The organism is Enterococcus sp. AMC1252, assembly GCF_058216515.1.
On sequence record NZ_CM177097.1, the window covers coordinates 740,598 to 766,030 of the forward strand.

The 25,433-nt window shown below is 37.0% G+C and carries 27 protein-coding genes; 25 read left to right on the forward strand and 2 right to left on the reverse strand.

All coding sequences use genetic code 11. The features are described from left to right. Positions 1–66 precede the first annotated feature (66 nt). The 10 genes from nirB to AC4BB5_RS03420 all read left to right on the forward strand — a co-directional run bounded on the left by nirB (position 67) and on the right by AC4BB5_RS03420 (position 10,273). Positions 67–2,469, forward strand: coding sequence for a nitrite reductase large subunit NirB (gene nirB, locus AC4BB5_RS03375; protein ID WP_490457998.1), 2,403 nt, complete (start codon positions 67–69; stop codon positions 2,467–2,469). A 2-nt stretch (positions 2,470–2,471) separates the two neighbouring features. After that, positions 2,472–2,777 carry a nitrite reductase small subunit NirD gene (nirD, locus tag AC4BB5_RS03380; protein WP_490457999.1) on the forward strand — a complete coding sequence of 102 codons (306 nt, stop codon included), beginning with the start codon at positions 2,472–2,474 and terminating at the stop codon, positions 2,775–2,777. A gap of 2 nt (positions 2,778–2,779) precedes the next feature. Then, the gene (gene cobA, locus AC4BB5_RS03385) at positions 2,780–3,760 is read left to right on the forward strand and encodes a uroporphyrinogen-III C-methyltransferase (RefSeq protein WP_490458000.1); all 981 of its coding nucleotides are present in this window, start codon (positions 2,780–2,782) and stop codon (positions 3,758–3,760) included. A 251-nt stretch (positions 3,761–4,011) separates the two neighbouring features. Then, on the forward strand, positions 4,012–4,797 hold the full coding sequence (locus AC4BB5_RS03390; RefSeq protein ID WP_490458001.1) for a formate/nitrite transporter family protein: 786 nt from the start codon (positions 4,012–4,014) through the stop codon (positions 4,795–4,797). A 48-nt stretch (positions 4,798–4,845) separates the two neighbouring features. Next, on the forward strand, positions 4,846–5,754 hold the full coding sequence (hemC, locus tag AC4BB5_RS03395) for a hydroxymethylbilane synthase (protein WP_490458002.1): 909 nt from the start codon (positions 4,846–4,848) through the stop codon (positions 5,752–5,754). After that, entirely contained in the window at positions 5,751–6,434 is a 684-nt protein-coding gene (locus tag AC4BB5_RS03400) for a uroporphyrinogen-III synthase (RefSeq protein ID WP_490458003.1), read from the forward strand. The genes hemC and AC4BB5_RS03400 overlap by 4 nt, the downstream gene beginning before the upstream one ends. Before the next feature lie 184 nt (positions 6,435–6,618). Next, entirely contained in the window at positions 6,619–7,152 is a 534-nt protein-coding gene (locus AC4BB5_RS03405; RefSeq protein WP_490458004.1) for a dihydrofolate reductase family protein, read from the forward strand. Between the two features lie 134 nt (positions 7,153–7,286). Further along, complete coding sequence (locus AC4BB5_RS03410) at positions 7,287–8,123, forward strand: YitT family protein (protein ID WP_490458005.1); 837 nt, start codon at positions 7,287–7,289, stop codon at positions 8,121–8,123. A 77-nt stretch (positions 8,124–8,200) separates the two neighbouring features. Continuing rightward, a complete protein-coding gene (locus tag AC4BB5_RS03415) occupies positions 8,201–8,923 on the forward strand; it encodes a GntR family transcriptional regulator, LSA1692 subfamily (RefSeq protein ID WP_490458006.1) in 723 nt (240 codons plus the stop codon). Positions 8,924–8,953: 30 nt separating this feature from the next. Continuing rightward, positions 8,954–10,273, forward strand: a complete 1,320-nt coding sequence (locus AC4BB5_RS03420) for a Sapep family Mn(2+)-dependent dipeptidase (RefSeq protein WP_490458007.1) — start codon at positions 8,954–8,956, stop codon at positions 10,271–10,273. A gap of 74 nt (positions 10,274–10,347) precedes the next feature. Here the strand turns inward: AC4BB5_RS03420 and AC4BB5_RS03425 are convergent, their stop codons facing one another. Then, the gene (locus AC4BB5_RS03425) at positions 10,348–10,962 is read right to left on the reverse strand and encodes a CPBP family glutamic-type intramembrane protease (RefSeq protein ID WP_490458008.1); all 615 of its coding nucleotides are present in this window, start codon (positions 10,960–10,962) and stop codon (positions 10,348–10,350) included. Between the two features lie 292 nt (positions 10,963–11,254). On the opposite strand from AC4BB5_RS03425, the gene AC4BB5_RS03430 reads away from it, so the two are divergent. The 8 genes from AC4BB5_RS03430 to AC4BB5_RS03465 all read left to right on the forward strand — a co-directional run bounded on the left by AC4BB5_RS03430 (position 11,255) and on the right by AC4BB5_RS03465 (position 16,869). Beyond that, the gene (locus tag AC4BB5_RS03430) at positions 11,255–12,148 is read left to right on the forward strand and encodes a helix-turn-helix domain-containing protein (RefSeq protein WP_490458009.1); all 894 of its coding nucleotides are present in this window, start codon (positions 11,255–11,257) and stop codon (positions 12,146–12,148) included. Between the two features lie 71 nt (positions 12,149–12,219). After that, on the forward strand, positions 12,220–12,543 hold the full coding sequence (locus AC4BB5_RS03435) for a heavy metal-binding domain-containing protein (RefSeq protein WP_490458010.1): 324 nt from the start codon (positions 12,220–12,222) through the stop codon (positions 12,541–12,543). Between the two features lie 163 nt (positions 12,544–12,706). Then, the gene (locus AC4BB5_RS03440; RefSeq protein WP_490458011.1) at positions 12,707–13,660 is read left to right on the forward strand and encodes a glycosylasparaginase; all 954 of its coding nucleotides are present in this window, start codon (positions 12,707–12,709) and stop codon (positions 13,658–13,660) included. Between the two features lie 25 nt (positions 13,661–13,685). Then, positions 13,686–14,015, forward strand: a complete 330-nt coding sequence (locus tag AC4BB5_RS03445) for a PTS sugar transporter subunit IIB (protein ID WP_086315575.1) — start codon at positions 13,686–13,688, stop codon at positions 14,013–14,015. A gap of 21 nt (positions 14,016–14,036) precedes the next feature. Next, entirely contained in the window at positions 14,037–15,395 is a 1,359-nt protein-coding gene (celB, locus tag AC4BB5_RS03450; RefSeq protein WP_490458012.1) for a PTS cellobiose transporter subunit IIC, read from the forward strand. A gap of 15 nt (positions 15,396–15,410) precedes the next feature. Further along, positions 15,411–15,929: a GrdB-related putative oxidoreductase gene (locus AC4BB5_RS03455; RefSeq protein ID WP_490458013.1), complete on the forward strand. Its 519-nt coding sequence runs from the start codon at positions 15,411–15,413 to the stop codon at positions 15,927–15,929. 260 nt (positions 15,930–16,189) lie between these two features. After that, entirely contained in the window at positions 16,190–16,636 is a 447-nt protein-coding gene (locus tag AC4BB5_RS03460; RefSeq protein ID WP_490458014.1) for a CopY/TcrY family copper transport repressor, read from the forward strand. Between the two features lie 32 nt (positions 16,637–16,668). Beyond that, positions 16,669–16,869, forward strand: coding sequence for a heavy-metal-associated domain-containing protein (locus tag AC4BB5_RS03465; RefSeq protein ID WP_490458015.1), 201 nt, complete (start codon positions 16,669–16,671; stop codon positions 16,867–16,869). A 227-nt stretch (positions 16,870–17,096) separates the two neighbouring features. Here AC4BB5_RS03465 and AC4BB5_RS03470 read toward each other — a convergent pair whose 3' ends face one another. Further along, complete coding sequence (locus tag AC4BB5_RS03470) at positions 17,097–17,576, reverse strand: GNAT family N-acetyltransferase (protein ID WP_490458016.1); 480 nt, start codon at positions 17,574–17,576, stop codon at positions 17,097–17,099. A gap of 163 nt (positions 17,577–17,739) precedes the next feature. Here AC4BB5_RS03470 and AC4BB5_RS03475 point away from each other — a divergent pair, with 163 nt between their 5' ends. From AC4BB5_RS03475 to dagF, 7 genes are all read left to right on the forward strand, one after another. Next, complete coding sequence (locus tag AC4BB5_RS03475; RefSeq protein ID WP_490458017.1) at positions 17,740–20,562, forward strand: sigma-54-dependent transcriptional regulator; 2,823 nt, start codon at positions 17,740–17,742, stop codon at positions 20,560–20,562. 372 nt (positions 20,563–20,934) lie between these two features. Next, the gene (locus AC4BB5_RS03480; RefSeq protein ID WP_490458018.1) at positions 20,935–21,342 is read left to right on the forward strand and encodes a PTS sugar transporter subunit IIA; all 408 of its coding nucleotides are present in this window, start codon (positions 20,935–20,937) and stop codon (positions 21,340–21,342) included. A gap of 16 nt (positions 21,343–21,358) precedes the next feature. Beyond that, positions 21,359–21,856: a PTS sugar transporter subunit IIB gene (locus tag AC4BB5_RS03485; protein ID WP_490458019.1), complete on the forward strand. Its 498-nt coding sequence runs from the start codon at positions 21,359–21,361 to the stop codon at positions 21,854–21,856. Positions 21,857–21,878: 22 nt separating this feature from the next. Beyond that, positions 21,879–22,628 carry a PTS mannose/fructose/sorbose/N-acetylgalactosamine transporter subunit IIC gene (locus AC4BB5_RS03490; RefSeq protein WP_010770855.1) on the forward strand — a complete coding sequence of 250 codons (750 nt, stop codon included), beginning with the start codon at positions 21,879–21,881 and terminating at the stop codon, positions 22,626–22,628. Beyond that, the gene (locus AC4BB5_RS03495) at positions 22,628–23,464 is read left to right on the forward strand and encodes a PTS system mannose/fructose/sorbose family transporter subunit IID (RefSeq protein ID WP_490458020.1); all 837 of its coding nucleotides are present in this window, start codon (positions 22,628–22,630) and stop codon (positions 23,462–23,464) included. Before AC4BB5_RS03490 ends, AC4BB5_RS03495 begins: the two co-directional genes overlap by 1 nt. A 97-nt stretch (positions 23,465–23,561) precedes the next feature. Continuing rightward, positions 23,562–24,653, forward strand: a complete 1,092-nt coding sequence (locus AC4BB5_RS03500) for a DgaE family pyridoxal phosphate-dependent ammonia lyase (RefSeq protein ID WP_490458021.1) — start codon at positions 23,562–23,564, stop codon at positions 24,651–24,653. 28 nt (positions 24,654–24,681) lie between these two features. Beyond that, complete coding sequence (dagF, locus tag AC4BB5_RS03505; protein ID WP_490458022.1) at positions 24,682–25,425, forward strand: 2-dehydro-3-deoxy-phosphogluconate aldolase; 744 nt, start codon at positions 24,682–24,684, stop codon at positions 25,423–25,425. Positions 25,426–25,433 lie beyond the last annotated feature (8 nt).

Genomic DNA, 25,433 nt, shown 5'->3' on the forward strand with positions numbered 1-25,433 from the left:
TATTCTAAAAGAGACAAAGCATTGATTGTATTGCTCATAATATCACAAAGGGAGAGTCTAAATAAAATGAAAGAAAAGCTTGTTTTAATTGGTAATGGAATGGCGGGTGTCCGGACGATCGAAGAAATTTTAGAACGTGATGCTGATCGCTATCAAATCACGATTATAGGAGAAGAAAAATACCCAAACTATAATCGGATCATGTTAAGTAATGTCTTGCAAAAGAAAATGACTGTTTCAGAAATCATCACTAATCCACTTGAATGGTATGAAGAAAATCAAATTCAACTGATCAATCATGATCCAGCAGTCAAAATGGATACAGATAATAAAAAAATCATGACACAATCTGGTAAAGAAGTCTCTTATGATATATGTATTTTGGCGACAGGCTCCAGAGCATTTATTTTACCTGTTGAAGGGGCAAAATTACCTGGTGTTGTCGGATTTAGAACAATCGATGATACAGAAAATATGCTTGAAGCAGCGCAAGAATATCAAAAAGCAGTGGTGATTGGTGGAGGATTGCTTGGTTTAGAAGCTGCGAAAGGATTGTTGGATCAAGGTATGGAGGTTACCGTTGTCCACTTAGAAAAATGGCTGATGGAAACTCAATTAGATGAAAAAGCAGGTAAAATGCTACAAGCTGATTTAGAAAAACAAGGGTTGAAATTTTTGATGGAAAAAGCAACACAAAAAATACTTGGAGAAAGCCATGTCACAGGTTTAGCCTTTAGTGACGGAACCACGATCGAAACGGATATGGTCGTGATGTCGATCGGGATTCGTTCAGAAACAACGCTAGCAAGAACAACTACTATCGAAGTAAATCGGGGAATCGTTGTTGATAACTTTATGAAAACCAATGTTCCAGATGTGTTTGCAGTGGGTGAATGTGCTGAGCATAATGGCAATGTTTACGGCTTGGTTGCACCTTTATTTGAACAAGGGAAAGTCTTAGCAGATGTGTTGACAGATAGAGAAGCTAAGCCTTATCAAGGCAGTACAACATTTACTTCTTTAAAAGTATCTGGATGTGATTTATATTCTGCTGGGAATATCAGAGAGACAGAAGGAATCAACAGTATTGAAGCTTTTGACGGGATTAATTACACGTATAAAAAGATTTTTGTTAGAGACAATCAAGTTGTCGGGGTTGTACTTTATGGAGACACAAGTGAGGGTAACCGTTACTATAATATTTTGAAGAAAAATGAAAGTATTGAAGAATATACGCCTGTTTCCTTACTCCATATGGTTGGTGAAGAAGCGAGTGCGGACGTCAGTGAGTGGCCAGATGATGAAGTGATTTGTGGTTGTAATGGAATCGAAAAAGGAACGATCATGACTGCAATCAATGAAAAAGACTTGACCTCGGTGGCAGATGTCACGAAACATACCAAAGCTGGCGGGTCATGTGGAAAATGCAAATCAGTGATTGGTGATGTTTTAGCCTATGCATTAGGTGGAGAAGTCGTTTCTGCACCAACAGGAATTTGCGGATGTACGGATTTAACGAGAGATCAAATCGTCACGCAAATCTATGCCAAAAAATTAACGACCTCTCAAGAAGTGTATCGTGAATTGAATTTTACCAATCCAGAAGGGTGTCCGAAGTGCCGACCTGCTATCAACTTCTATTTAAACGTAGCATGGCCTAAAGAACACGAAGATGAAAAAGAATCTCGCTATGTCAATGAACGCTTATATGCCAATATTCAAAATGATGGAACCTTTTCTGTAATTCCAAGAATGCGTGGCGGTAAAACAAATCCGCAACAATTACTATTGATTGCAAAAGTTGCAGAAAAATACGATGTACCGATGGTCAAAGTAACAGGTAGCCAACGGATTGGCTTATATGGTGTGAAAAAAGAAGACCTTCCAAAAATTTGGGAAGAATTAGATATGAAATCAGCTGGCGCATACGCTAAAGCGGTTCGTTCAGTGAAAACTTGTGTCGGTGCAAACTTTTGTCGATTTGGTACACAAGATTCGATGGGGCTTGGTATCAAATTAGAACAGCGTTATGAATTTATCGATACACCACATAAATTTAAAATGGGTGTTTCTGCTTGTCCAAGAAGTTGTGTGGAAAGTGGCGTGAAAGATTTTGGAATCATCGGAGTGGAAAATGGCTTCCAAATTTATATTGGTGGAAATGGCGGAACCGAAGTGAAAGAAGCTGTTTTACTGACTACTGTTGAAACAGAACAAGAAGTGATTGATATCTGTGGTGCAATGCTGCAGTATTACCGTGAAACTGGCATTTATGCTGAACGAACTGCGCCATGGATCGAGCGTATGGGCTTTGAAGTAGTGAAGGAAGTTTTATTGGATATTGAAAAACGTCAGGAACTGCTTGATGCATTAGATGAAGCTGTAGCTGGACGACGAGGAAACCCTTGGAATGAAGTTGTAGAGGATAATAAAACACGTCAAGAGTTATACACAGTAGGGAGAGCATAATTATGAAAAAAATTTTGGTTGGGCAACTAGAAGAATTAGCACCTAGAATGGGCAAAGAAGTTATTATAGGGAAACAAAAAATTGCTGTTTTTCGTTTAAGTGGTGATCAAGTCAAAGCAATTGAAAATGTTTGTCCACATAAACAAGGGCCGTTAGCTGAAGGAACTGTTTCGGGTGAATATGTTTTTTGTCCGTTGCATGATTATAAAATCAATTTAAATGATGGACAAGTGCAAGAGCCAGATGAAGGTTGTGTTCGTGCTTATGAAACGGTTATTGAAAATAATCTTGTCTATGTCATGGTGTAGTTATGGGGAAAGTTTATTTTGTCGGAGCCGGTTCAGGCGATCCTGAGCTATTGACGCTAAAAGGAAAGAGAGTGCTGGAGTCAGCGGATGTCATTATTTATGATCGGTTAGTTCATCCTGTTTTATTATATTTGGCAAAAGAGTCTGCTCGTTTTATTTATAGTGGGAAGTATCCGAAAAATCATGTGTTGAAACAAAAAAGTATCAATCAATTATTGGTAGAAGAAGGTCGTCAAGATCAGACTATCGTAAGATTAAAGGGCGGCGATCCTGGTATTTTTGGTCGTGTCGGAGAAGAAATCGAGATACTTCAAATTGAAGGGATCAGCTATGAAATCGTTCCTGGTGTTACAGCCGCATCGGCTGCGAGTAGTTACAGTGGTATCCCGTTAACTCATCGGGAACACAGCAGCAAGGTGACCTTGGCGACTGCTCATCGTCAAGCGGGGGAGACAATCGATTTTAAAGGTCTGACAGAAAACGGAACGATGTGTTTATATATGGGCGTAGAGCGAGTAGAAAATACGCAAAAGAAGCTATTAGAGCAAGGCGTTTCATCAGACCTACCTGTTGCAATCGTAGAATGGGGCAGTTTAGGTCGCCAACGTACGATTACAGCAACGATCCAAACAATGGTAACTGTGATTGAAGAATATCGCATGGAAAACCCGTCATTAATCATTTTAGGTGAGGTCGTTTCTTGTCGAAAAGGGGCAGATTGGTTTGAACAGTTACCATTATTCGGCCATAAGATTTTATTAATTGATACAGAAAAAATCAATTTTGAAACGATTCTTTCTTATACGCAACAAGGGGCAGATATATATGCGATTCAAGTGGGTGAAAATCGAGATCAGCGCTTTGATGATGTGCATCAGCGGTATTTAAAAGATCACTATTTTGATGAAGTGGTGTATCTGGATTCCGATTTAGCGACGATGTATAAAAAAGAATGGGGTATTTTAAATAAGCAAATGATCTAGCTTCACGGGCTAGGTTCTCGAGAAAAAGATAAAAATAGAATGAGACAAAAAGCGTCACAGTCAATTTTTCCTATTTTCTTGTCGAACCTAAACGAGCCTGTTCAGCTTTTAAATCTATCTAGCTTCACGGGCTAACCTTTCGGAAAAAAGATAAATTAGGAATGAGCCAAAGAGCGCCTCAGTCATAATTTCCTATTTTTCAGTCAAGGTTAAACGAGTCCGTTCAGCTTTTAAAGTAAAGGAGATAAAATATGGGTTCATTTCAACCACCAGAAATAGTCGATGTTACAATTGAAAAAGGGGTTCAAAAGGCGCGTGCTAGTTTTTTGACTTTAGCGGTATTAGGTTTTTTAGCAGGTGTTTTTATAGCTGTTGCGGGAATTGCGATGATTCGAGCAATGGGAACGATGCCAAAAGAGTGGGGATCGCTTGTTAATGTAATTGGGGCCGCTGTTTTTCCATTTGGATTGATTTGTTTGTTACTTGCAGGTGGAGAGCTGGTTACAGGGAATATGATGGTTGTTTCGATGGCATTATTTGCTAGAAAAATCAGTGGCAAAGAATGGGTGCGAAATATTGTGATCGTGACGATTTTTAATTTGATTGGTTCGTTATTTGTGGCTTACTTCTTTGGTTTTTTAAGTGGCGCTTTACAAGGGGATTTTGCTGAGCGGGCAATCCAAGTTTCGCTTGGTCGAACCAAAGACACTTTTTTACAAGGATTTCTTTCAGGGATTGCCTGTAACTTTTTAGTTAGTACCGCAGTATATCTAAACTTTGCAGCGAAAGATTTTATTGGCAAAATTGTAGGGATTTTTTTGCCGATCATGGGGTTTGTGATTTGTGGTTTTCAGCATGTTGTGGCAAATATGTTCTTGATTCCGATGGGGATTCTTTTGGGAGGGAATACATGGACAGCTTTTGGGCAAAACATGGTCAGTGTGTATCTAGGCAATATTATTGGCGGTGGCTTTTTTGTAGCCGGGCTTTATTTCTTAGCGTATAAAGTTGGCACAGGGCAGTTGTCAAAAAAATAAAATCTAGTATGATGAGAAGATAAGAAAAGAAAAAGGAAGTAAATTAAAATGAAAACCGTCCGTGTCGGCACCAGAAATAGTCCTTTAGCGATGAAACAAACAATGATCGTCTTAGATTTACTGAAAGAAATTCATGGTGATTTTCCAGTTGAGATCGTACCGATGACGACCAAAGGAGACCAGATGCTTTCAGTCAGTTTGTCCAAAATTGGAGGTAAGGGGTTATTTATCAATGAAGTAGAACAGGCTTTATTGAAAGAGGAAATCGATTTTGCGGTTCATAGTTTAAAAGATATGCCTGCAAAAGTCGCAGACGGCTTGTCCTTAGCCGCAATTCCTAAGAGAAATGATCCAGCTGATTGTTTGATTCTTAGAGAAGTTAGCTCCGTAGAAGAGTTGCCAAATGCTGCTAGAATTGGAACGAGTAGTTTACGGCGGGAATTTCAGATGAAAAATTTACGCAATGATATTCAAGTTGAATCGATTCGAGGCAATGTAGGAACTCGTTTGAAGCGGATGGAAGAGCAAGGACTAGATGGGATTGTATTAGCTGTTGCAGGCTTAAAACGTTTGGATTGGTTTGATGAGCCGATGTATCCTTATCAAATTTTAACGTGTGAACAATGTATTCCTGCTGTAGGGCAAGGGGCTTTAGCGGTTGAATGCAGAAGTGAAGATCTTGAGATGATAGGATTTTTAGAGGGGATCAATGATTTGCCTACTAGAGAATTAGTGATGGAGGAACGAGCATTTTTGGCGATGCTAAATGGAAATTGCGATATTCCAATCGGGGCTTACGCAGTTAAAGAAGAGAATGGTTATCGTTTTTCCGGTTTTTTAGGGGACAAAGAACTCAAACAGTCATTTACTGAAACAATAGTTGTTAAGGAGCTAGCAGGAGTCGGTAGCAAGGTAGCAAAAAGGTTACTAAAGAGAATTGAAAAGGAATCACTATGAAGAAAATTCTTTTAACACGTTTGCTAGAAGATAATTTGGAGGATCGTTTATACTTTCAAAAAAAAGGATTTGAAACAGTAGAGATTCCCTTGTTGACGTTATCAAAACGAACGTTACATGCCTCTTTTGAAAAGATGGTCAATAAGAGTGAATGGATCTTTTTAACTAGTCAGCATGCAGCAGAATTCTTTTTTCAGCAACGGATTACTAAGGAATTACAAACAAAGAAATTTGCGGTTATTGGAGCAAAGACAGGGCAAGTTCTTAAGAAAAATGGCGTGCCTGTGGATTTTCAAGCAACTGTTCCAACCAAACAATATTTATTTGAAGAATGGTCTTCCTATTTTACGACACCAACAACCATTTTTTATCCTAAAAGTAGTTTGGCAGATAGTTTTGGAGAAGCTGAGTTGATGAAAGCAGGTCATTACTTATTTACACCCATTCTTTATGATAATCTATTTTCGAGTGAGAGTCAGCGATACTTAAAGCAATGTTTACTATCTGGAGAAATAAGTGCGGTTTATCTGGCAAGCCCTTCTTTGTGGCAACGTTTTTTATCTATTTTTAGTGAAGTTGGCTTAAAAAAAATGCCGAAATTATATTGCTTAGGGGCAACAACACAACAAATTATCCTGAAGGATGGTTATGAAGTGCATATAAAAGAAAAGCATAGTTGAAAGAACAAGTGATGTTTTTTTCAACTATGCTTTTTATTATGAACAAACTAGTTGACTGGAAAAATAAAACAAGTAGAATAAATAGTTCAGACGAAGGTGGAACGATTTACTTAAAAGCATAAACTCCTACTTTGGATAGGAATTAAACAGTTTGCTTAGCGTTTAAATTTAAGGAGGATTTTTTATGAGTAGAGAAATTATTTTATACATTGCAGCCAGTATCGACGGATATATCGCAGAACCAGATGGCAGTATTGATTTTTTAGGTGGCGGAATGGAGTTAGTTGAAGAAGATACTAGTTATCAAGAGTTAATGAAAAAAATCGATACAGTGGTGATGGGGCGGACAACCTATGATCAAGTCATTAATGAGTTGTCTCCAGATCAATATCCTTATGAGGAGCAAATGTCTTATATCATTACGAGCCATCCAGATGAAAATTCCGAAAAATTAGTTTTTACTAGTCAAAGTCCGGTGGAATTGATTCAAGAATTAAAAAAACAAAACGGTAAGGCGATTTGGATTGTCGGTGGTGCTAGTATTATTGCACCGTTGGTAGAAGCAAAATTGATTGATACTTATATTCTTACAACAATACCAAAGATCTTAGGGAAAGGAATTCCTTTATTTAACGAATTCAATGGACCTGTAGAATTAAAAGTAGAACAAGTTTATGTGAAAAATGATATGGTGTATACAACTTATTCAAATAAATAAATAGAAGTGAGTATGGATTGATTTCATTTAATTCGTACTTCCTTTTTTTTATGCATTTTAGTATATACAAAATAGTATATACTTAGTATAATGGAGGAAAATAGATAGGAAAGGAGATTTTTGCAATCAAGAAGTTGGCAGCATACAAACTATTGATAGCGTTAGCATATGCCTTCTTATCATCATTAGCGTTAAATTTTTTTTGGTTACCGGGAAATATTTATGCTAACGGAATAACAGGTCTATCTCAACTGATTTCAACGGTTTTAAAAACGACACAAGGTTTAAGTGTATCGATTCCTTTACTCGTTTTATTATTTAATTTACCCTTATTGATTGTGTCTTGGTTTAAAATCGATCGTGAGTTTACAATTTATACGATTTTTGCTGTAGTTATGACCTCTTTATTTATGCGGTTGATTCCTATTGTTCATTTGACAACGGATCCTGTGATTTGTGCTATTTTTGGTGGTGTACTGCATGGTATATCAGTGGGGATTACATTGAAAAGTGATTTCTCTACAGGGGGCTTAGACATCATTGGAATTGTTGTTAGAAAAGTATCAGGAAGAAGTATTGGCACCGTTTTTATTGTTTTTAATTTGTGTGTACAATTTGCGGCGGGTTTTCTTTATGGTTGGCAGTTTGCTTTTTATAGTGCATTATCAGTTTTTATAAGTGGTCGTATGGTTGATTATGTGAATACCAAACAGCAGAAAGTTCAGGTTATGATCGTGACAAATCAATCAGAATATGTGATTGACAGATTGCATCAAATCTTAAAAAGAGGAATCACTGTTATCAACGATGTGGAAGGCGCTTTTGATCATCAGCAAAAGAAACTACTTGTTGTAGTTATTGCAAAAAAGGAATTGAAACAATTAAATGAGGCAGTCAATGAAGCTGATGCAGGAGCATTCGTCAGTGTTTCAACAGGCGTTTCAACCAATACAGCTTTTTATGAATGGTAAAACCTTTGTGATGATAGTTCTTGAAACGACTTTCGATTATAATAAAGCTAAGGATATGATTAGATAGGAGAATAACAATGGCGAAAAAACAAAGTGTCTTTCAAGAGGTAGCAAAACAAATCCAAGAAAAAATCAATAAAGGCCTTTATATTAGTTCCCAACGCTTACCTTCTGAATATGATTTAGCTAAGGAATTTGCTGTTAGTCGTTTAACGGTCAGAAAAGCAATTGATGAGCTTATTTCTAGAAATATTTTAGTGAAACAAAAAGGAAAGGGTACCTATGTAATGACGCAGCAAAAAATCCAAAGCGGACGTGCTGGATTACAAGGCTTTACAGAAGCAGCAAAATCTTATGGGAAAACATCCAAAACGGAAGTAATCAGTTTTGAACCTGCGATAAATATACCAGAAGAAGTGATGAAAGCTTTGCAACTGGAGGATCAAGAAGAAGTCTATCACTTAGTTCGTTTACGCTCATATGATAATGAACCAATGACAGTAGAAGATCTATATATCCGCTCGATTTATTTGCCGGAAGTCACAGAAAAACAATTAGAAGGTTCCCTTTTTAAATTGATCGAAAAACAAATCGAAATTGCCTATTCCCATCAAGAAGTCGAAGCGATTTTAGTGACAAAAGAGCTGAGCCCATTATTGAAAGTTAACGCAGGCGAACCACTTTTAATGGTACATTCAATCACGTACTCAGTCACAGCGACACCGATTTTATACGATACATCTTATTATCGTGCAGATCGTTATACGTTTAAAAACACACTCCATCGCAAGACAAATTAGCAGTAAAACTAAAAAAGTCAGGTGAATAAAATGGAAGCAATCAGAATTCGTATTCAAGAAGCAATTCAAAAAAATAAACGCCAATTTTTAAATGATCTAAATAAAATTATGGAAGTACCGAGTGTGAAGGGGCCAGCTGAAGTGGGGGCACCTTTCGGGAAAGAGCCTAAGAGAGCATTAGAGATGACACTTGCCTTAGCTGAACGTTATGGGTTTAAAACACAAGCTGTTAAAGATGCAGTTGGTTTTGCGCAATATGGGAATGAGCAAGAGTATATCGGGGTTGTTGGGCATTTAGATGTAGTTGCACCAGGCAACGGCTGGGATTATCCACCATTTCAATTAAGTGAAAAAGACGGGCGTTTGTTCGGTAGAGGGATTTTAGATAATAAGGGGCCTGCTTTTGCTTGTTTGTATGGATTGAAATTATTGAAAGAATTAGACGTTCCTTTGGAAAAAACGATTCGGATTATTTTTGGAACGGATGAAGAAAGTGGTTCTGCTGATTTACCTTATTATTTGGCAGAAGAACAGCCGCCGACCTTTGGTTTTACACCAGACTGTAAGTATCCAGTCGTTTATGGTGAGCGAGGAATCGTTAATATAGAACTGATTACTTCATTTTCTGAAGCCGATTTATCTACTTTTGGTTCAATCGAAGGTGATCAAGCCAAAGACCATGTGCCCGACGAATTAAGTGTTGAACTAAAGTCTGGAAAACGGATTGAAGTGACAGGGAAACGCGCGCCAACAAACGCACCAGAACTAGGTGAAAATGCGATTACTTTATTAGCGGAGAAACTGATGAATGAGCTGAGTTTTTCTGAGCCTCTTAAACATTATTTTAAATGGGTTTTTGATTGTTTACATGAGTTACATTTCGGTGAAGGGTTTAATTTAGCATTAGCTGATGAGGATTCAGGCAAGTTAATACTTACACCATACGAATTGCATAAAACAGCTGGGGGAATGTCACTATCTATTGCGATTCGTTATCCTGTCACGTTCCAAGAAGAAGAGATCATTGAGCGTGTCAAAGCAATAGTCTTCGAAAATACGGAAGTGGTCATTGTAAGAAGCATGAAAGGAATTAATTTTCCTAAAGATGATCCCAATGTTCTCGCTTTAGCGGATGTTTATGAAGAAGTTACTGGACTTGATGGTACACCCGTTACAACGACTGGTGCTACTTATGCTAGAACAATGCCGAATATCGTTGCTTTTGGCCCCTCATTTCCAGGGCAAAAAGGGATTGCGCACAATAGCAATGAATACATGGATTTAAACGATTTACTGCTCAATCTTGAAATTTATACTTTAGCACTTTATCAACTAGCTGCAAAAAAATAAACAGTATACAAAAAAAGTATCCAGTTTCCGCGAATAAGATAGGAAGCTGGATTTTTTTGTTTTTAATGGACTGATTACATTATGGATAAAGCAATCAAATCAATCAGTACATGAGCGATCCAAGATCCCCAGATACTCTTACCCATTTTTAAATATGCAATATTCAAAATCAAACGGGCAACACCTTGTAAAAGTAAGACATGTGCTACTGTAGAGAACCAAGAGCCGTCCCAATAGGAAGGAATGTGCATCAGACCAAAAACAAGTGCGCTTAGCAATGAACTGGCAATAAGAGAGAGCCCTTTACTTTGTGCTGCTTCTAGTATACCAATCCCTAATAATTCTTCTCCCATCAACATAAAAGGCAACATGAAAATAATTGCGCCTAAATGACCAGAGGCAGGATTTGCTGCCCAGTTAAAACCCAAAGTTTTTGAAAGCAATCCAATAATTACCCCAATAATAAAATAGCTGATTACAGCGACAGGTATCACCCACAACTTACGTGGTGTACGAAAGGCTACCTTACTCTCTTTACCAAAAGCTAACAGCCAAGCAAGTGCACCACTAACAAAAAGCCCCCACCAAGCCCAAGGAAAAGTCATCAAGGCCCAAAATCCGATGATCATCAACACAGCACCGCCAAAAATTCCTATACTTGAGCTGTGTAAAGTTTCTCTTGTGTTCATATAAATTCCTCCTGTTATCATTTCAAGATTTAAATAGATGTTATTAACTCAAAAGACAATAAGTAGTTTAAACTGCTTCTATTAAGTATACTTTCCATAAGAAAATTAGGAAAAAGATGTGCTTATTCAACGAACTATCAGTTTTGATAAGTTGAAGTTTACAGCAGTTATTGTAAAATGAATCAAAAGGTGCCTTATTTGCTACCAGAAAAAAAGTAATCAAAGCATTCTATTAGTGGACAAATGACTTTCTTGATACTATAAAAGTAAATCTAATAAGTAAGGGGAACGGATGAAAAAATACGGGGAATTGGTTCGTGAACTACGAATTAAAAAAGGAATATCGCAAAAACAACTCTATGAGAAAATCATGTCCAAATCCTATGCAATTCGTTTTGAACAAGGTAAACATGATATTTCTTTCTATTTACTAAAGATGATCTTAGAACAATTATTGATGGAAGTTGATGAGTTTTTATATATTTTCAATGGATATCGTGCATCTGAAATTGAGCAATTTTACTATGACTATGGTGAAAAAGGAAACCAGAATGATATCAATGGATTAATTTCAATGCGAACAGAACTTAAAAAGAATCCTAATGATGTTCAAACTGAGCTTAGAATAGCTGAATTGACTGCACGAATCGAACAATTGACTGAATATGAAAAGACGGGTGTTTATTCAAAAAAAGTGATTGATAAGCAAACGTTAATGGTCATTCAAAAACACTTATCCAAGGTTCAAACATGGACATTAGGGGAGTTAAGATTATTTGCGAATACATTAGATTATATCGATTATGACAGAAAATCAGAGTATTTTGAAACGTTATTACGATCAATTGATCGCTATAAATACTTTGAAAGGGGAAGGAAAGTCATTTGTACACTCTTGATCAATGAAATCCATGAGTTGGTGCTATCAAATGATGTAGCAGATGCTGAGCGTTTAATGAAAAAATTACGCGTGTTTACCACGGGTGTAGACGAGATGTTTTTTAGAAATTGTCATTTATATTATGAAGGATTGGTTTTGTATTTAAAAGGGGAACAAAAAACTGGATGTAAAAAAGTTGATCAAGCAATCGAAATATTTACGACGTTGGACTACCACCATCAAGCAGAGCTATCAAGGACTATCTATCAAGAATTGTGTATCAACAGAGATAAATATAAGTACTAAATAAGAGACTTTTTCTGATAATTTCAGAAAATGAATATATAATAAGTTAAACTAGAAGGGAAGGAATTACAATGCTTATTACAACAACAGAAAAAATTCCAGGAAAAGAGTATGAAGTCTTAGGAGAAGTATTTGGTTTAACCACACAGTCAAAAAACGTTTTTAAAAATATCGGAGCTAATTTAAAAAATATTGTAGGGGGAGAAATTCGAGCATATACAGAAATGCTGGAAGAATCAAGAGAAACGGCAATCGAAAGATTAAAAAGTAATGCTGAAAAATTAGGAGCAGATGCTGTCGTAATGATGCGTTTTGATTCTGGATCAATTGGTACGGATATGCAATCTGTTGCAGCCTATGGGACTGCGGTAAAATTTAAAAATACTGATCGTTAAACAATGGACAAGTGGATCAAAAAAACGGGCTAGGATAAACGTAAAAAATACGTGTATCCTAGCTTATTTTCAATGTCTAAATTTAGTATATACTAAATTGTATATATCGTGTATAATGCAAGTATAAATATTGAAAACGCTATTTTAAAGGATGGGGATGCAAATGTCATGGGGAATAATTGCTACTTGGCGAATGGCGCACGATGGTGTCGTTCAAGCAAGTGAATTACTGACAAACAATGGTCAAGCGGGAGATGCAATCGAGACAACAATTCAAACAGTTGAGGATTATCCGTACTATAAATCAGTTGGATTCGGCGGCTTACCTAATGCTGAGGGAATTTTAGAAATGGATGCAGCTTTTATGGATGGGGATACATTTAAAATTGGTGCAGTTGCGGGAATCACAGATACGAAAAACCCAATCTCAGTTGCTAGAAAATTAAGTGATGAAAAGTTCAACAGTTTTAGAGTTGGGGATGGCGCAACGAAGTATGCCATGCTTAATGGATTTGAACGGAAAAATATGTTGACCCAACGAGCGCATCGAATTTGGGAGAAGCGAATAGAAGAGATCGCAAAAAGTAATTTAAGTCCATACGATGGACATGACACGATTGGTGCCATTGCTCTTGATACAAAAGGTGGTATGGCAGCTGGAACTTCTAGTTCTGGTTTATTTATGAAAAAACCAGGACGTGTAGGGGATTCACCGCTGTCTGGCTCAGGTTTTTATGTGGATAGTGAAATCGGCGGAGCCTCAGCTACAGGCCTTGGGGAAGACTTAATGAAAGGTTGCTTAGCTTATGAAATTGTTCGCTTGATGGGAGAAGGAAAAACACCGCAAGCCGCTTGTGATCAAGCCGTTTATACATTCCATGACAAGCTGACCAAACGTTACGGCAAAGCTGGGGCATTTTCTTTAGTCGCAATGAATAACGCGGGTCAATGGGGGGTGGCTACCAATGTAGAGTTTACCTTTAGTGTAGCAAGTGACCGAGAAAAGCCAGCAATTTATCTAGCTAATATGGGCGAAAATCATCAAACACTCATTGAACCAATCACACAAGAATGGCTAGATGCCTACGAAAAACGAATCAAAGCACCTGTTGATTAATAAAACAATTGAAGGAGAGAAGAGCATGAGTAAAAAGAAGATTTATTTATTTTGTGATGCAGGGATGTCTACAAGTATTATGGTCAACAAAATGATGGAAGTGGTAACCAAACATCAAATGCCACTAGAAATTACTGCATTTCCAGTTGCTAGAGCACAAGAAGTGGTTGACCAGGAGAAGCCAGTCGCAATTTTGCTAGGCCCTCAAGTACGATTTTTGCTTGAAAAAACCAAAGAGCAATTTGCCCCACAAGGTATTCCAGTGGCGGCGATCACACCAGAAATTTATGGCATGATGGACGGCGAAAAAGCACTAAAAGAAGCATTGAAACTAATTAAATCAAACAAAAAATAACGAAGATGGGAGCGTCTCTGTATGAAAAAGTTTTTGGATTGGTTGGAACGCATTTTGACACCGATGGCAAAAGTCATTGGGGAAAATAAATATCTGGTTGCGATTCGCGATGGTTTTTTATTATCTACTCCTTTACTGATCGTAGGCTCGCTTTTTCTTTTGATTGCAAACTTTCCCTTACCTCAATGGGATCAGTGGATGTCAGGGATTTTAGGGTCAGATTGGGCTGAGCATATGGCAGTTCCTGCTAATGCTAGCTTTGACGTCATGACGATTTTGGCGGTTGTAGGAATTGCCTACAGTTTGGGACGCCAATTTAAAGTAGACGCGATGCAAGCAGGAATCATTGCATTGGTATCATTTTTCATCGTAACGCCTTACTATACTGAGTACACGCCAGAGGGAACGAAACAGTTATTTGAAGTTGCGAGTTTACCATTGAAATGGATGGGCTCTAATGGACTGTTTTTAGGAATGATCGTAGCGCTGATCTCCACACGAATTTTTGTCTGGGTCTTAAGTAAGGGGTGGACGATCAAAATGCCAGACGGTGTACCGCCAACGGTAGTAAAATCCTTTGAAGCCTTGATTCCAAGTTTTATTGTCATCATGATTTTCTTTGTTGCAGATTGGTTGGTTAGTTTAACTTCTTACGGTAATTTACAAGCAATTATTTTTGATTTTTTACAAACGCCATTATTAGCATTGGGCAATACACTTGGAGCAATGATCATTGCGTATGTATTCTTGCATTTTTTCTGGTTCTTTGGAATCAACGGCAGCAGTGTCGTTGGAGCAGTTTTTAATCCAGTTTTAAGAGCATTGTCCGTTGAAAATTTAGATGCCTATAAACACGGGCAAGAAATTCCTAATATCATCACAGGCCAATTTCAAGATATGTTCGCTACATTTGGCGGTGCTGGTTCGACGCTTTCATTGATTGTAGTCATGGTTATTTTCTGTAAAAGCCAACGAATCAAAAAATTATCGCAATTGTCTTTAGTTCCAGGAATTTTTGGTATTAATGAACCGATTATTTTTGGTTTACCGATTGTGTTAAACCCATTGATTTTAATTCCATTTGCCTTAGTGCCGACGATCAACATCATTATTGCTTATTTTGCAATGGATTGGGGTCTGGTTCCTTTAACGAATGGGATTCAATTACCTTGGACCACACCGATCATATTCTCAGGATTTCTGGTGAGCGGCTGGCAAGGAGCTGTTTTACAAGGTTTACTATTTGTTTTAGGGATGTTTATTTATTATCCATTCATCAAAGTGATGGATGACCAATATTTACGTGAAGAAGCGCAAGCAGTAGAAACAGAGGAAGAAGAAGAAATCAATTTCGATGATTTTGACTTTGATGATATTTAGAAAGAAGGTTCTTTGATGAAAAGAATTATCCTTGTATTAAATCATGTACAAGCAGGAATGGGGAGTGATGAGAATGCTCATCTTGCTCCTGGTGGTAAGAAGTCAGCGATGGGACCAGGGCAAACATTAAGTCCATTCTTTGAAGAACATGACGCACAAATCGTTGCAACGCTTTATTGTGGGGATCAGTATTATTTAGAACATCAAGAAGAAGTGATGAAAAAATTTGTAGGCTTTGCCAAAAAGTTTGAAGCAGATGCCGTTCTTTGCGGACCTGCGATGCAGTATCCTAACTTTGGGGAAATGGCCGCAAAATTAGCGATTTCATTTAATCAATACCAAATTCCAGCAATTGCCGCTATGGCTATCGAAAATCCAGCAACAGAGCACTACAAGAATCAAGTTCCGATTGTGAAAATGCCGAAAAAAGGTGGTGTCGGATTGAATGATTCATTCAAAAATATGGCGTTATTAGCGGCGAAGAAAGCACATGGGGAAGAGACTGAAGTCATAGAAAAAGCAATTTGTTTTTGATAAGTTAATCTTATCAAATCGTTCAAAGCAAATCGCTATTTATACTAAGAAATCCTATAAGTAATGAGCAATGTAACCTAAAAAGACGTAAAACCAAAGTAGTTGTTTTACGTCTTTTTCTGTGTTTGATGAATGGTAGCAAAAGTAGCAGAAATTTTCCCTTTGACAAACAGAAAAAAAAGAGCTATGATTAATATATCGAATGACTACACGTGTAGTTTTTCGGGTGTATCAAGAAAACGGTAAAAAGGAGACTTTTTATGTCAGATAATAAAAAAGCGCTGAACATCACTGACGCAGAATGGGAAGTCATGCGTGTTGCCTGGGCGACGCAAGAGACGACAAGTAAAGAAGTGACAGATATACTTAATGAAAAGACTGAGTGGAAAAGCACCACGGTCAAGACTTTACTCAGTCGCTTAGTTGATAAAGGGATGCTGGGCACAACACGTCATGGTAATAAGTTTACCTATTTTCCTTTAGTAGAGGAACGCAAAAGCATTGAGGCACTGTCTAAGGAAATGTTGACTAAAGTTTGTAGTAAAAAAGTTGGAAGTGTTCTTGAATCAATCATAGATGATAGTCTATTGAGTTTTGATGATATCGATCAATTGGAAAGACTACTAAAAGAAAAACGAAAATCAGCGGTAAAAGAAGTGCCCTGTAATTGTACAAAGGGACAATGTCAGTGTCATTTAGTTAGTTAGAATCAATAAAAAATTATAAGGAGTGTTTAATAATGGAAAAAACAGTAACAATCAATGGAATGAAATGTGATGGTTGTGTCAATATTGTTAAAGAAAATTTCGAAAAAATTGCAGGGGTTCAATCTGCAAGTGTTGATTTAGAGAAGAAATCAGCGTCAGTGACAAGTGATAGAGAAATCTCAAATAGTGAATTACAACATTCATTATCAGAAACAAAATTTACAGTTGCATAAAAAAGTAAAATAGGATGTGAAAAAAATGGAATTTACTTTTGTTCCACAACCTAAATCCTAATAAGTCCTTGGAGCAAAAGCGCTCCCTTCTTATTTCTAGGGATTAAATACACTTGTCCCACACACTCTTTTTTGTATGCTCAAAATACCTAAATTAGATCGAATATAAAAAAACAGAGGCTTCCCTGAAACTAATTCAGAGAAGCCTCTGTTTTAAAATGGCCCTTTTACTTTTGATCTTTACGATAAACCATCAAATAATTCATAAGCATAACGCCGTTACGATATTTTACTTTTTGTTCGACTAATTCAAATCCAAGTGATTCAAAAAATGGTTTAGCAGTTATCGAAGAATAGACAGTAATCTCTTTAACTCCAGTTTTCAATGCATGGTCGATCAAATCTTTTGCTAGCATTTTTCCGATACCATAGCCAATCCATTTTTTATCTACGTATAAGTAATCCAGCTCACCTGTATCAGTAATATTACCAAAGCCAATAACTTCCATTCGATTTAAGGCAACAATTGCATAGGTTGGTTCAAGTCTAGCATGCCATTTATCGTAATCAGGTGTTAGTTGGACCCATTGATCAATTTGTTGCTGTGTGTAGTCTTTTTTATTGATTGCTTGGACAGTTCCATTAAATATAGTAAGTATGTCTTTTAAATCAGATTGTTGATATTTTCTCAAACTGAATACAGTCATAATTTGTTCACTCCTATTCACTAAGCTTAGTTTAATCACATAATTGAAATATGTCAAAGTATAATTTACAAGATAGAGTATTTTTTAGCAAAATAATCACCTCTATTAACTTATTGCGCAATCAAGTATAATAATTCTTAATAGACAAATGAGGTGAGTAGATATGCAGCGGCTAGAAAAAGTAAGCAATATTCTCGCTGAAAGAACCAAACAACAAGAAAAAATCGAAAAATTGAAAGGGGTTACGGCTCAAGAAATCAGCGATATATTATCTTTAGCGAGAAATACAATTAGTGAAGATTTAAATAAATTATTAGCCAATAAAGAAGCTATCAAAGTGAAAAGTCGGCCAGTTTTATTTTTCAGCAAGCAAGAATTGGAAAACAACTATAACTGTTCACTAAAAAGGCAGTCATCTTTTAAAAGCTTGGAGAGCTTAGTCTTTTTTTTAAAGCAAGAAGATCCTTCTGAAATGCTGAAACAAGATAAACGTACACCAGAAGAGTTTTCAGAAATTATTGGATATAAAGGCAGTTTAAAAGATAGTATCGAAAAATTGAAAGCGGCTGTTCTCTATCCGCCAAATGGGTTAAATATTTTATTGGGTGGCGAATCTGGGGTTGGGAAAACATTGTTGGCAGAATCCCTTCATCGATATTATGAAGCATTTGTAAGTGAAGAAATGCCTTTTATCTATTTTAATTGCTCAGAATATTTTAACAACCCAGAATTACTGACAACCCATCTTTTTGGTTATAAAAAGGGTAGTTTTACAGGAGCTGTTGAAGATAAAGCAGGGCTTGTTGAATATGCTGATCAAGGTTTTTTATTTTTAGATGAAGTCCATCGTTTACCGAGTGAAGGACAGGAAAAACTTTTCACTTTGCTGGATAAAGGATATTTTTCTAGGATGGGTGAAGCAGATGTCAAACGAACAGTAAATATTCGTTTCATTTTTGCGACTACGGAAGATTTTTCTAAAACATTCTTAAAAACTTTTTTACGTCGTATCCCAGTGTCTCTAATGTTGCCCACTGTAAAAGAAAGACCTATACAGGAAAAAATAGAATTAGTGATCAAATTTTTTCAAAATGAAAGTCGAAAAATCAAAAAGGATATTACTGTTAAATACCAAGTGATTGAACAATTGGTATTTAAAAAATATACAGGTAATGTAGGTGAAATGAAATCTGAGATCCAATTCATTTGTGCACAAGGCTATTTAAAACAGATTGAAAAACAATCAGTTTCATTGATGATTGATCAAACACTCCTATTGAATGAAGAACCTTTAGAAAAAGATGCGAAAGATCAAATAGCTTTAAAGGAACTTTTAGATGGCAAAGCCTTAAAAATAAAATCTGATGATCAATCATCAGCTAGCCATTATTTTACAACAAGAGATAAAATCAACGATGCGTTCTATGACTTTTTATTAAAAGAATTTTCCAATTTAAAAAATAGCAATATTCCTCAAAAAGAAGTCGCTTCGATATTACAGAAAAAAATAGATCAATTATTTGATATGCGTTTATTTGAACCAATGGCTAAAACACAATCAATGCGCACCATTGATGAGAGTTTTGAACAAAAGATAGCAGAATTAACGGTGTATATCTCTGAACTAACAGGATTTACAATCAAAAAAAACCTTATAGAAGTGTTGGCGAACCATGTTTATTCTACGTTGCTGTTCATGGAAATTCCCAATGATGATTTTTATTTTTATTCAAGTCAGTTAATGTTAGGACGACTTGAAAATTATGATATTTCGAAAAAAATCGTAGAAAAAGTATCATCTCTGTTTTCAGTTGAATTGCCTAAAACGGAAATTACTTATTTTGGTTTACTGTTGAGAAAATTAAAGCAAGCAGACAGCCAGTATCAGCGCAATGACGAATGTGGTGTAATCGTTGTAGCACATGGTTCAACGACTGCTACGAGCATGGCGGAATATTCTAATGTTCTATTCTCTAGTAATCTTCTAAAAGCTGTTAACATGCCGATTCATCAAACTGTGGAAGAAACACTTGAGAAGGTCAAAAATATTATTAAAATCAATAAGTATAAACGGTTGATTTTGTTAGTAGATATCGGTTCACTGGTTTATTTTGGTAATCTGATCAGTGAGGAGTTTGGGATCGATGTATTGCTGATCAAAAATATCAATTTGTTGTCACTGCTTGAAGTTTCTAGAGAAGTCATTTATGAATCAACTGATTTCAACTACTTACTTCCTGTCTTGAATGAGAAAGGACACCTTTCATCTGTTTGCAAAAAAGGGCATTTTTTTGATTCAAAAGTACTTATCGTTTCTTGTATGACTGGACTTGGCACTGCTTTAAAAATTGAAAAGCTGATCATTGATGTTTTCCAAGAAGAAGTATTGCAAAATATCCGGATACTGACACTAGATAATAGTGAGATACAAGATATCGAACGGATTCACCAACATATTCGAGCAGATGAAAAATTAGTTGGTATTGTTGGAACTTTTCAAACAGAAGTACCTGATATTCCGTTTATTCCATTAGAAGAATTATTTTCAGAAAAAGGCGTAGAACGTCTCCTGCTGTTATTCGGTTATGATATGTCTGATAAAAAGAACCGAACGTTGAAGGATAAAATAGCTAAACGCTATGTACATGGATTGTCTTTAAAAGCGATCATCAATCATATTACCGTGTTAAATCCACAGCGTCTATCGATTGAAGTCAGCCAAACTTACGATGATTTATGCCGACAATTGAATGTAAAGAGTGATGAAAAAATCATGTTGCGCTTTTTGATTCATACTTGTTGTACGGTTGAACGCTTAGTGATAAATAATGAATATAGCACGTCTGATTATAATGTGTCGTACAAGGATATCCCAAATGAAGCATCTGTCATAAAAATGGCTTTTCGTCCCTTGGAAGTGTCGTATAATGTTCAATTTTCACCATTAGAAATAAAATACATTTATGAATTGTTGTATGGTAACTGAAAATAGTAGTAAAGTCCGTAATACCCTCTATTATAAGGTATTAGGGGCTTTTTTGTTGTCGATCGTCCCTTATTATTAAACTACGCAATAATTTACTAAGTTCATTTAATTTTACATTTTAAATGAGTTTTATTTTACGACAGATTATTGGCACAGGACTTGCTTCGTAGTAAAGCAAAGGGAGAAATAAAAAGGTTTGTTGAATTGAAATAGGAAATGATTACTGTCCTATGCATTGTCTAGTTTTACGGGCTAGTCTCTCAGAAAAAAGATAAAATCTGATTGTGGCAAAAAGCACCACCCTCATATTTTCCTATTTTTCACTCAGAGCTGAACGAACCCTCTAAGTTTTTAATTTAAGGAGATGAAAAAATGACAAAAGAACCCATTATACTACTCACCCACGGAGGTTGGGGGGCAGGGCTTTTAAGGAGTATTAAAATGATTGTTGGGGAGACAGAGAATATTTACGAGGTTGTTTTACAGCCGGAAGATAATTTACAAGAATATATTCAACGTGTAGAACAGCAATTGAAATCTATCGTCTGGAGGGAGAAACTGCTGATATTGACGGATATTAAAGGTGGAACAACAAGTAATGTAGCACTAAGACTTTCAAGAGATTATGATATTTTAGCTATTTCAGGTTTGAATACGGCAATGCTTTTAGATGCAATCATGAAACAAACAACGCCATTCACTGAACAAACAGGAGTGGAAATTTTACAAGCATCATTAGATAATTGTCAGATTTTACAATTACCAACAACCAACAATTAGATAGGAGATTATAAACATGGCAAAAATCGTATTAACAAGAGTAGACAGTCGTTTGATTCACGGACAAGTAGTAACAAAATGGCTACAACAGTCAGGTGCAGATGAAATTTTCGTGGTTAGTGATGAATTGGAGAAAGATGAATTCTTGCAAAGTATCTACGTGATGGCGGCGCCTCCAGGTGTTGAAGTGAAAATCTACGGTGTCGAATCAGCACAAAAATATTGGGCTGAAGAGGCATCAAACAGCAACGCAAAGGTTCTTTTCTTAGTACCTGATTTACCTACTTTAGAAGCGATGGTCAATACAGGTGTAATAGAAAATGATATTCAAATCGGTGGTTTAGGTGGAGGTGCAGAACGGAAAAATGTGCTTAAAAATATCAACCTATCTCAAAATGATGTCACTGTTCTAAACGGCTTTCTAGAAAAAAATCTGAATGTCTTTTTCCAAGCAATCCCAGAAGACAATCCGATGCCAATCGAAAAATTGATTGAAAAATATAATTCATTATAAATAAAAAAAGGAAGTGACAAAGATGGGTGTGTTAGGTGTTTCAATTACAATGGGTTTGTACTATTGGTTTGCCCGCTTGCGTTTTGGTTATACGTTTTCTGGAATGTTATCTCAGCCTTTATGTGCTGCTATGGTTGCAGGACTTGCCACTGGAAAAATTGCTGAAGCGATGACGATAGGCGCTGGCATTCAATTGGTTTATTTAGGAGTAACATCTACGCCAGGAGGAAATGTTCCAAGTGATCCTGCATTAGCCTCAGCAATTGCGATCCCGATTGCTTTAGGCGTAGGAATGAATGCTGAAGCAGCGATTGCTTTAGCCGTGCCATTCGGCGTATTAGGTGTCTTTATGGATCAAATCAGAAGAACTGTCAATGCAACTTTTGTTCATATGGCAGACAAATATGCTGAGAATTTAAATTACAAAGGAATTTATCGTGCAGCGTTCTTATATCCAGCACTTGTTGGTTTCTTGTTACGTTTTCCACTTGTTTTTGCCGGGAATTTCTTTGGGCAATCTGTGGTAACGACACTTTTAGATATTATTCCAGAAAAGTTGATGCATGGCTTTGAGGTAATGGGTGGTTTATTGCCAGCTTTAGGATTTGCTTTAACGATCATGGTTATTGGAAAGAAAACGTTGATTCCATACTTCCTTATTGGTTTTGTGGCTGTCATGTATTTTGGTGCAGAAGTAATGGCTGTGGCTGTAATCGGTACTTGTGTCGCTTTCTTAGTGAGAAATAATGCGCTGAAAGAGGGGGAAGCATAATGGAAAATACGACAGATATCAATCAAAAAAAATTAACGAAAAAAGAAATTAGTAAAACCTTTTGGATCTATCAGTTGGGCTGTGAGCTATCTAACTCATATGAACGTCTACAAAGCTTGATTTTCTGTGCATCAATGATTCCTGCAATCAAAAAGTTATACGCAAATAATGAAGAAGAGCAACGAGAAGCATTAAAACGCCATCTGGCCTTTTTTAATACAGAAGGAACGATTGGTGCTTCGATTCAAGGGATATCTTTGGCAATGGAAGAAGAACGTGCTAATGGAGCTGATATTGGTGATTCTGCAATTACTTCAATTAAAACTGGATTGATGGGTCCTTTAGCTGGTATTGGTGATTCCATTGTTTGGGCAGCAATTATGCCATTGATCATTTCGATTTTCATTCCAATCGCTAAAAATGGTAGTATTATGGGTGGCTTAGGACCGTTAGTGATTTATACAGTTTTAACGATGTATATCAGTTGGGGATTAATCAACAAGTCGTATACACTCGGTAGAAACTCTATCATGGCACTGCTTAAAGATGGTAAAATCAAACAGGTAATCTATGGTGCAAATGTTTTAGGAATGATGATGATGGGCGCTTTATCCGCAAGTTATGTGAATATTTCCAGCCCGATGAAATTCCACGTTTCAGGTGGTGCAACAATTGTTGTACAAGATATTTTAGATCAAATTATGAAAGGAATCCTACCGTTGACCGCAGTCTTCTTGATTTATTTCTTTATGGTCAAAAAAGGTCCGCGCTATGGAATTATTATTGGAACAATTGTTGCTGTTAGTATTATTGGTTCATTTTTAGGACTTCTATAGAAAAAGAAGAGGTTGAGATAATAGAAATTCTCATCCTCTTTCTTGAGTTTTACATTTTTAGATATAATGTTATAATGTTTGAGGAGGGGACGTTCAAATGGATAGCTATGAAAAATTCAACCTAAAAGAAGTCATCAATGCCTCAGGCAGGATGACGATTTTAGGCGTATCAAAAGTTTCTGAGAATGTCTTATCAGCGCAAAAATTTGGCGGTGAACATTTCTTTGAGATGAGTGAATTAAGTATTCAAACAGGAGCATATTTAGCTAAACTGTTAAAGGTTGAAGACGCGCAAGTCGTTTCTTCCGCATCTGCTGGCATCGCGCAAAGTGTGGCTGCTCTAATAGGCGAAGGCTCCGTTTATCATGCCTATCATCCTTACACAGATAAAGTAGTAAAACGTGAGATCATCTTACCCAAAGGCCATAATGTCGACTACGGTACACCAGTTGAGGTAATGGTGGAACAAGGTGGCGGACAAGTTGTAGAAGCAGGCTATGCCAATATGTGTACACCAGAACACATCGACATGATGGTCACTGATCAAACGGCGGCGATTCTTTACATCAAGAGCCATCACACGGTTCAAAAAAGTATGTTAAGTGTAGAAGAGACCGCACTCGTAGCCCAAAAATACAAACTCCCGTTGATCGTAGATGCCGCAGCGGAAGAAGACTTATTCAAGTACATCGAAGCAGGCGCGGACCTGGTGATCTATAGCGGTGCAAAAGCGATTGAAGGACCCAGTGCCGGGCTTGTGATCGGGAAAAAAGAGTATATAGAATGGATTCGCCTACAAGGAAAAGGCATTGGCCGTGCAATGAAAATCGGGAAAGACAACATTTTAGGTTTTACCCAAGCGGTGGAAGACTATGTGAAAAACGGCAGTGAAGCAGGCAATTCGATGCAAGCGAGATTAGCGCCGTTTATCGAGGGTCTGAATGCCATCCCAAATATCGAAGCCAAAGTCGTGCAAGACGGTGCAGGTCGAGAGATCTATCGTGCAAGTATTAAAATCAGTGGGGAAAAATCAGCCAAAGAAGTGATTCAAGAGCTAAGAGCTGAAAGTCCTGCAATCTATACCCGTGAATACCAAGCCAACAACGGCATTATCGAATTCGATATCCGTTCAGTCAATGAAGAAGAAATGAAGAAAATCGTGATTCGTTTAACTGAAATCATGAACTAAAAAAACTAATAACAGGAGTGAATCAACCATGACATTAACACCAAACTATTTAGAAGACCGTATTTGCCTAAACGTTTTAGCCAATTCCGTACAAAACGCCAAAGACTGTTATGAAGCCGCAGAAGGCCATATCGTTTTAGGTGTCCTCTCTAAAAACTATCCAACAGATGAAGCGGCAATCGAAGACATGAAAAAATACGCCGCAGAAACCAACAACGCCTTATCTGTAGGGCTAGGTGCAGGCGATCCAAACCAAAGCCAAATGGTATCAAGACTTTCAAAAGAGTTACAACCGCAACACGTCAACCAAGTCTTCACAGGGGTGGGAACATCTCGTGCTTTACTCGGTCAAGATGAAACAATCGTCAACGGCTTAGTCTCACCAACAGGTAAAGTGGGCATCGTCAATATCGCCACAGGTCCATTAAGCTCGCAAACCCCAGATGGCGAAGTAACGATTGAAACAGCGATTCGTTTACTACAAGACATGGGCGGCAGCTCTATCAAATTCTTCCCAATGAAAGGCTTAGCACACATAGAAGAATACAAAGCAGTTGCGCAAGCTTGTGCGAAATATGACTTTTATCTAGAACCCACAGGTGGGATCGATTTAGAAAATTTTGAAGAAATCGTGCAAATCGCAGTAGATGCAGGCGTGAAAAAAATCATTCCACATGTGTATAGCTCGATCATCGACTCCACAACAGGAGATACAAGACTAGAAGATGTGAAAACCTTACTGGGCATGATCAAAAATACCTTGAAAAAATAAAAGCAGAA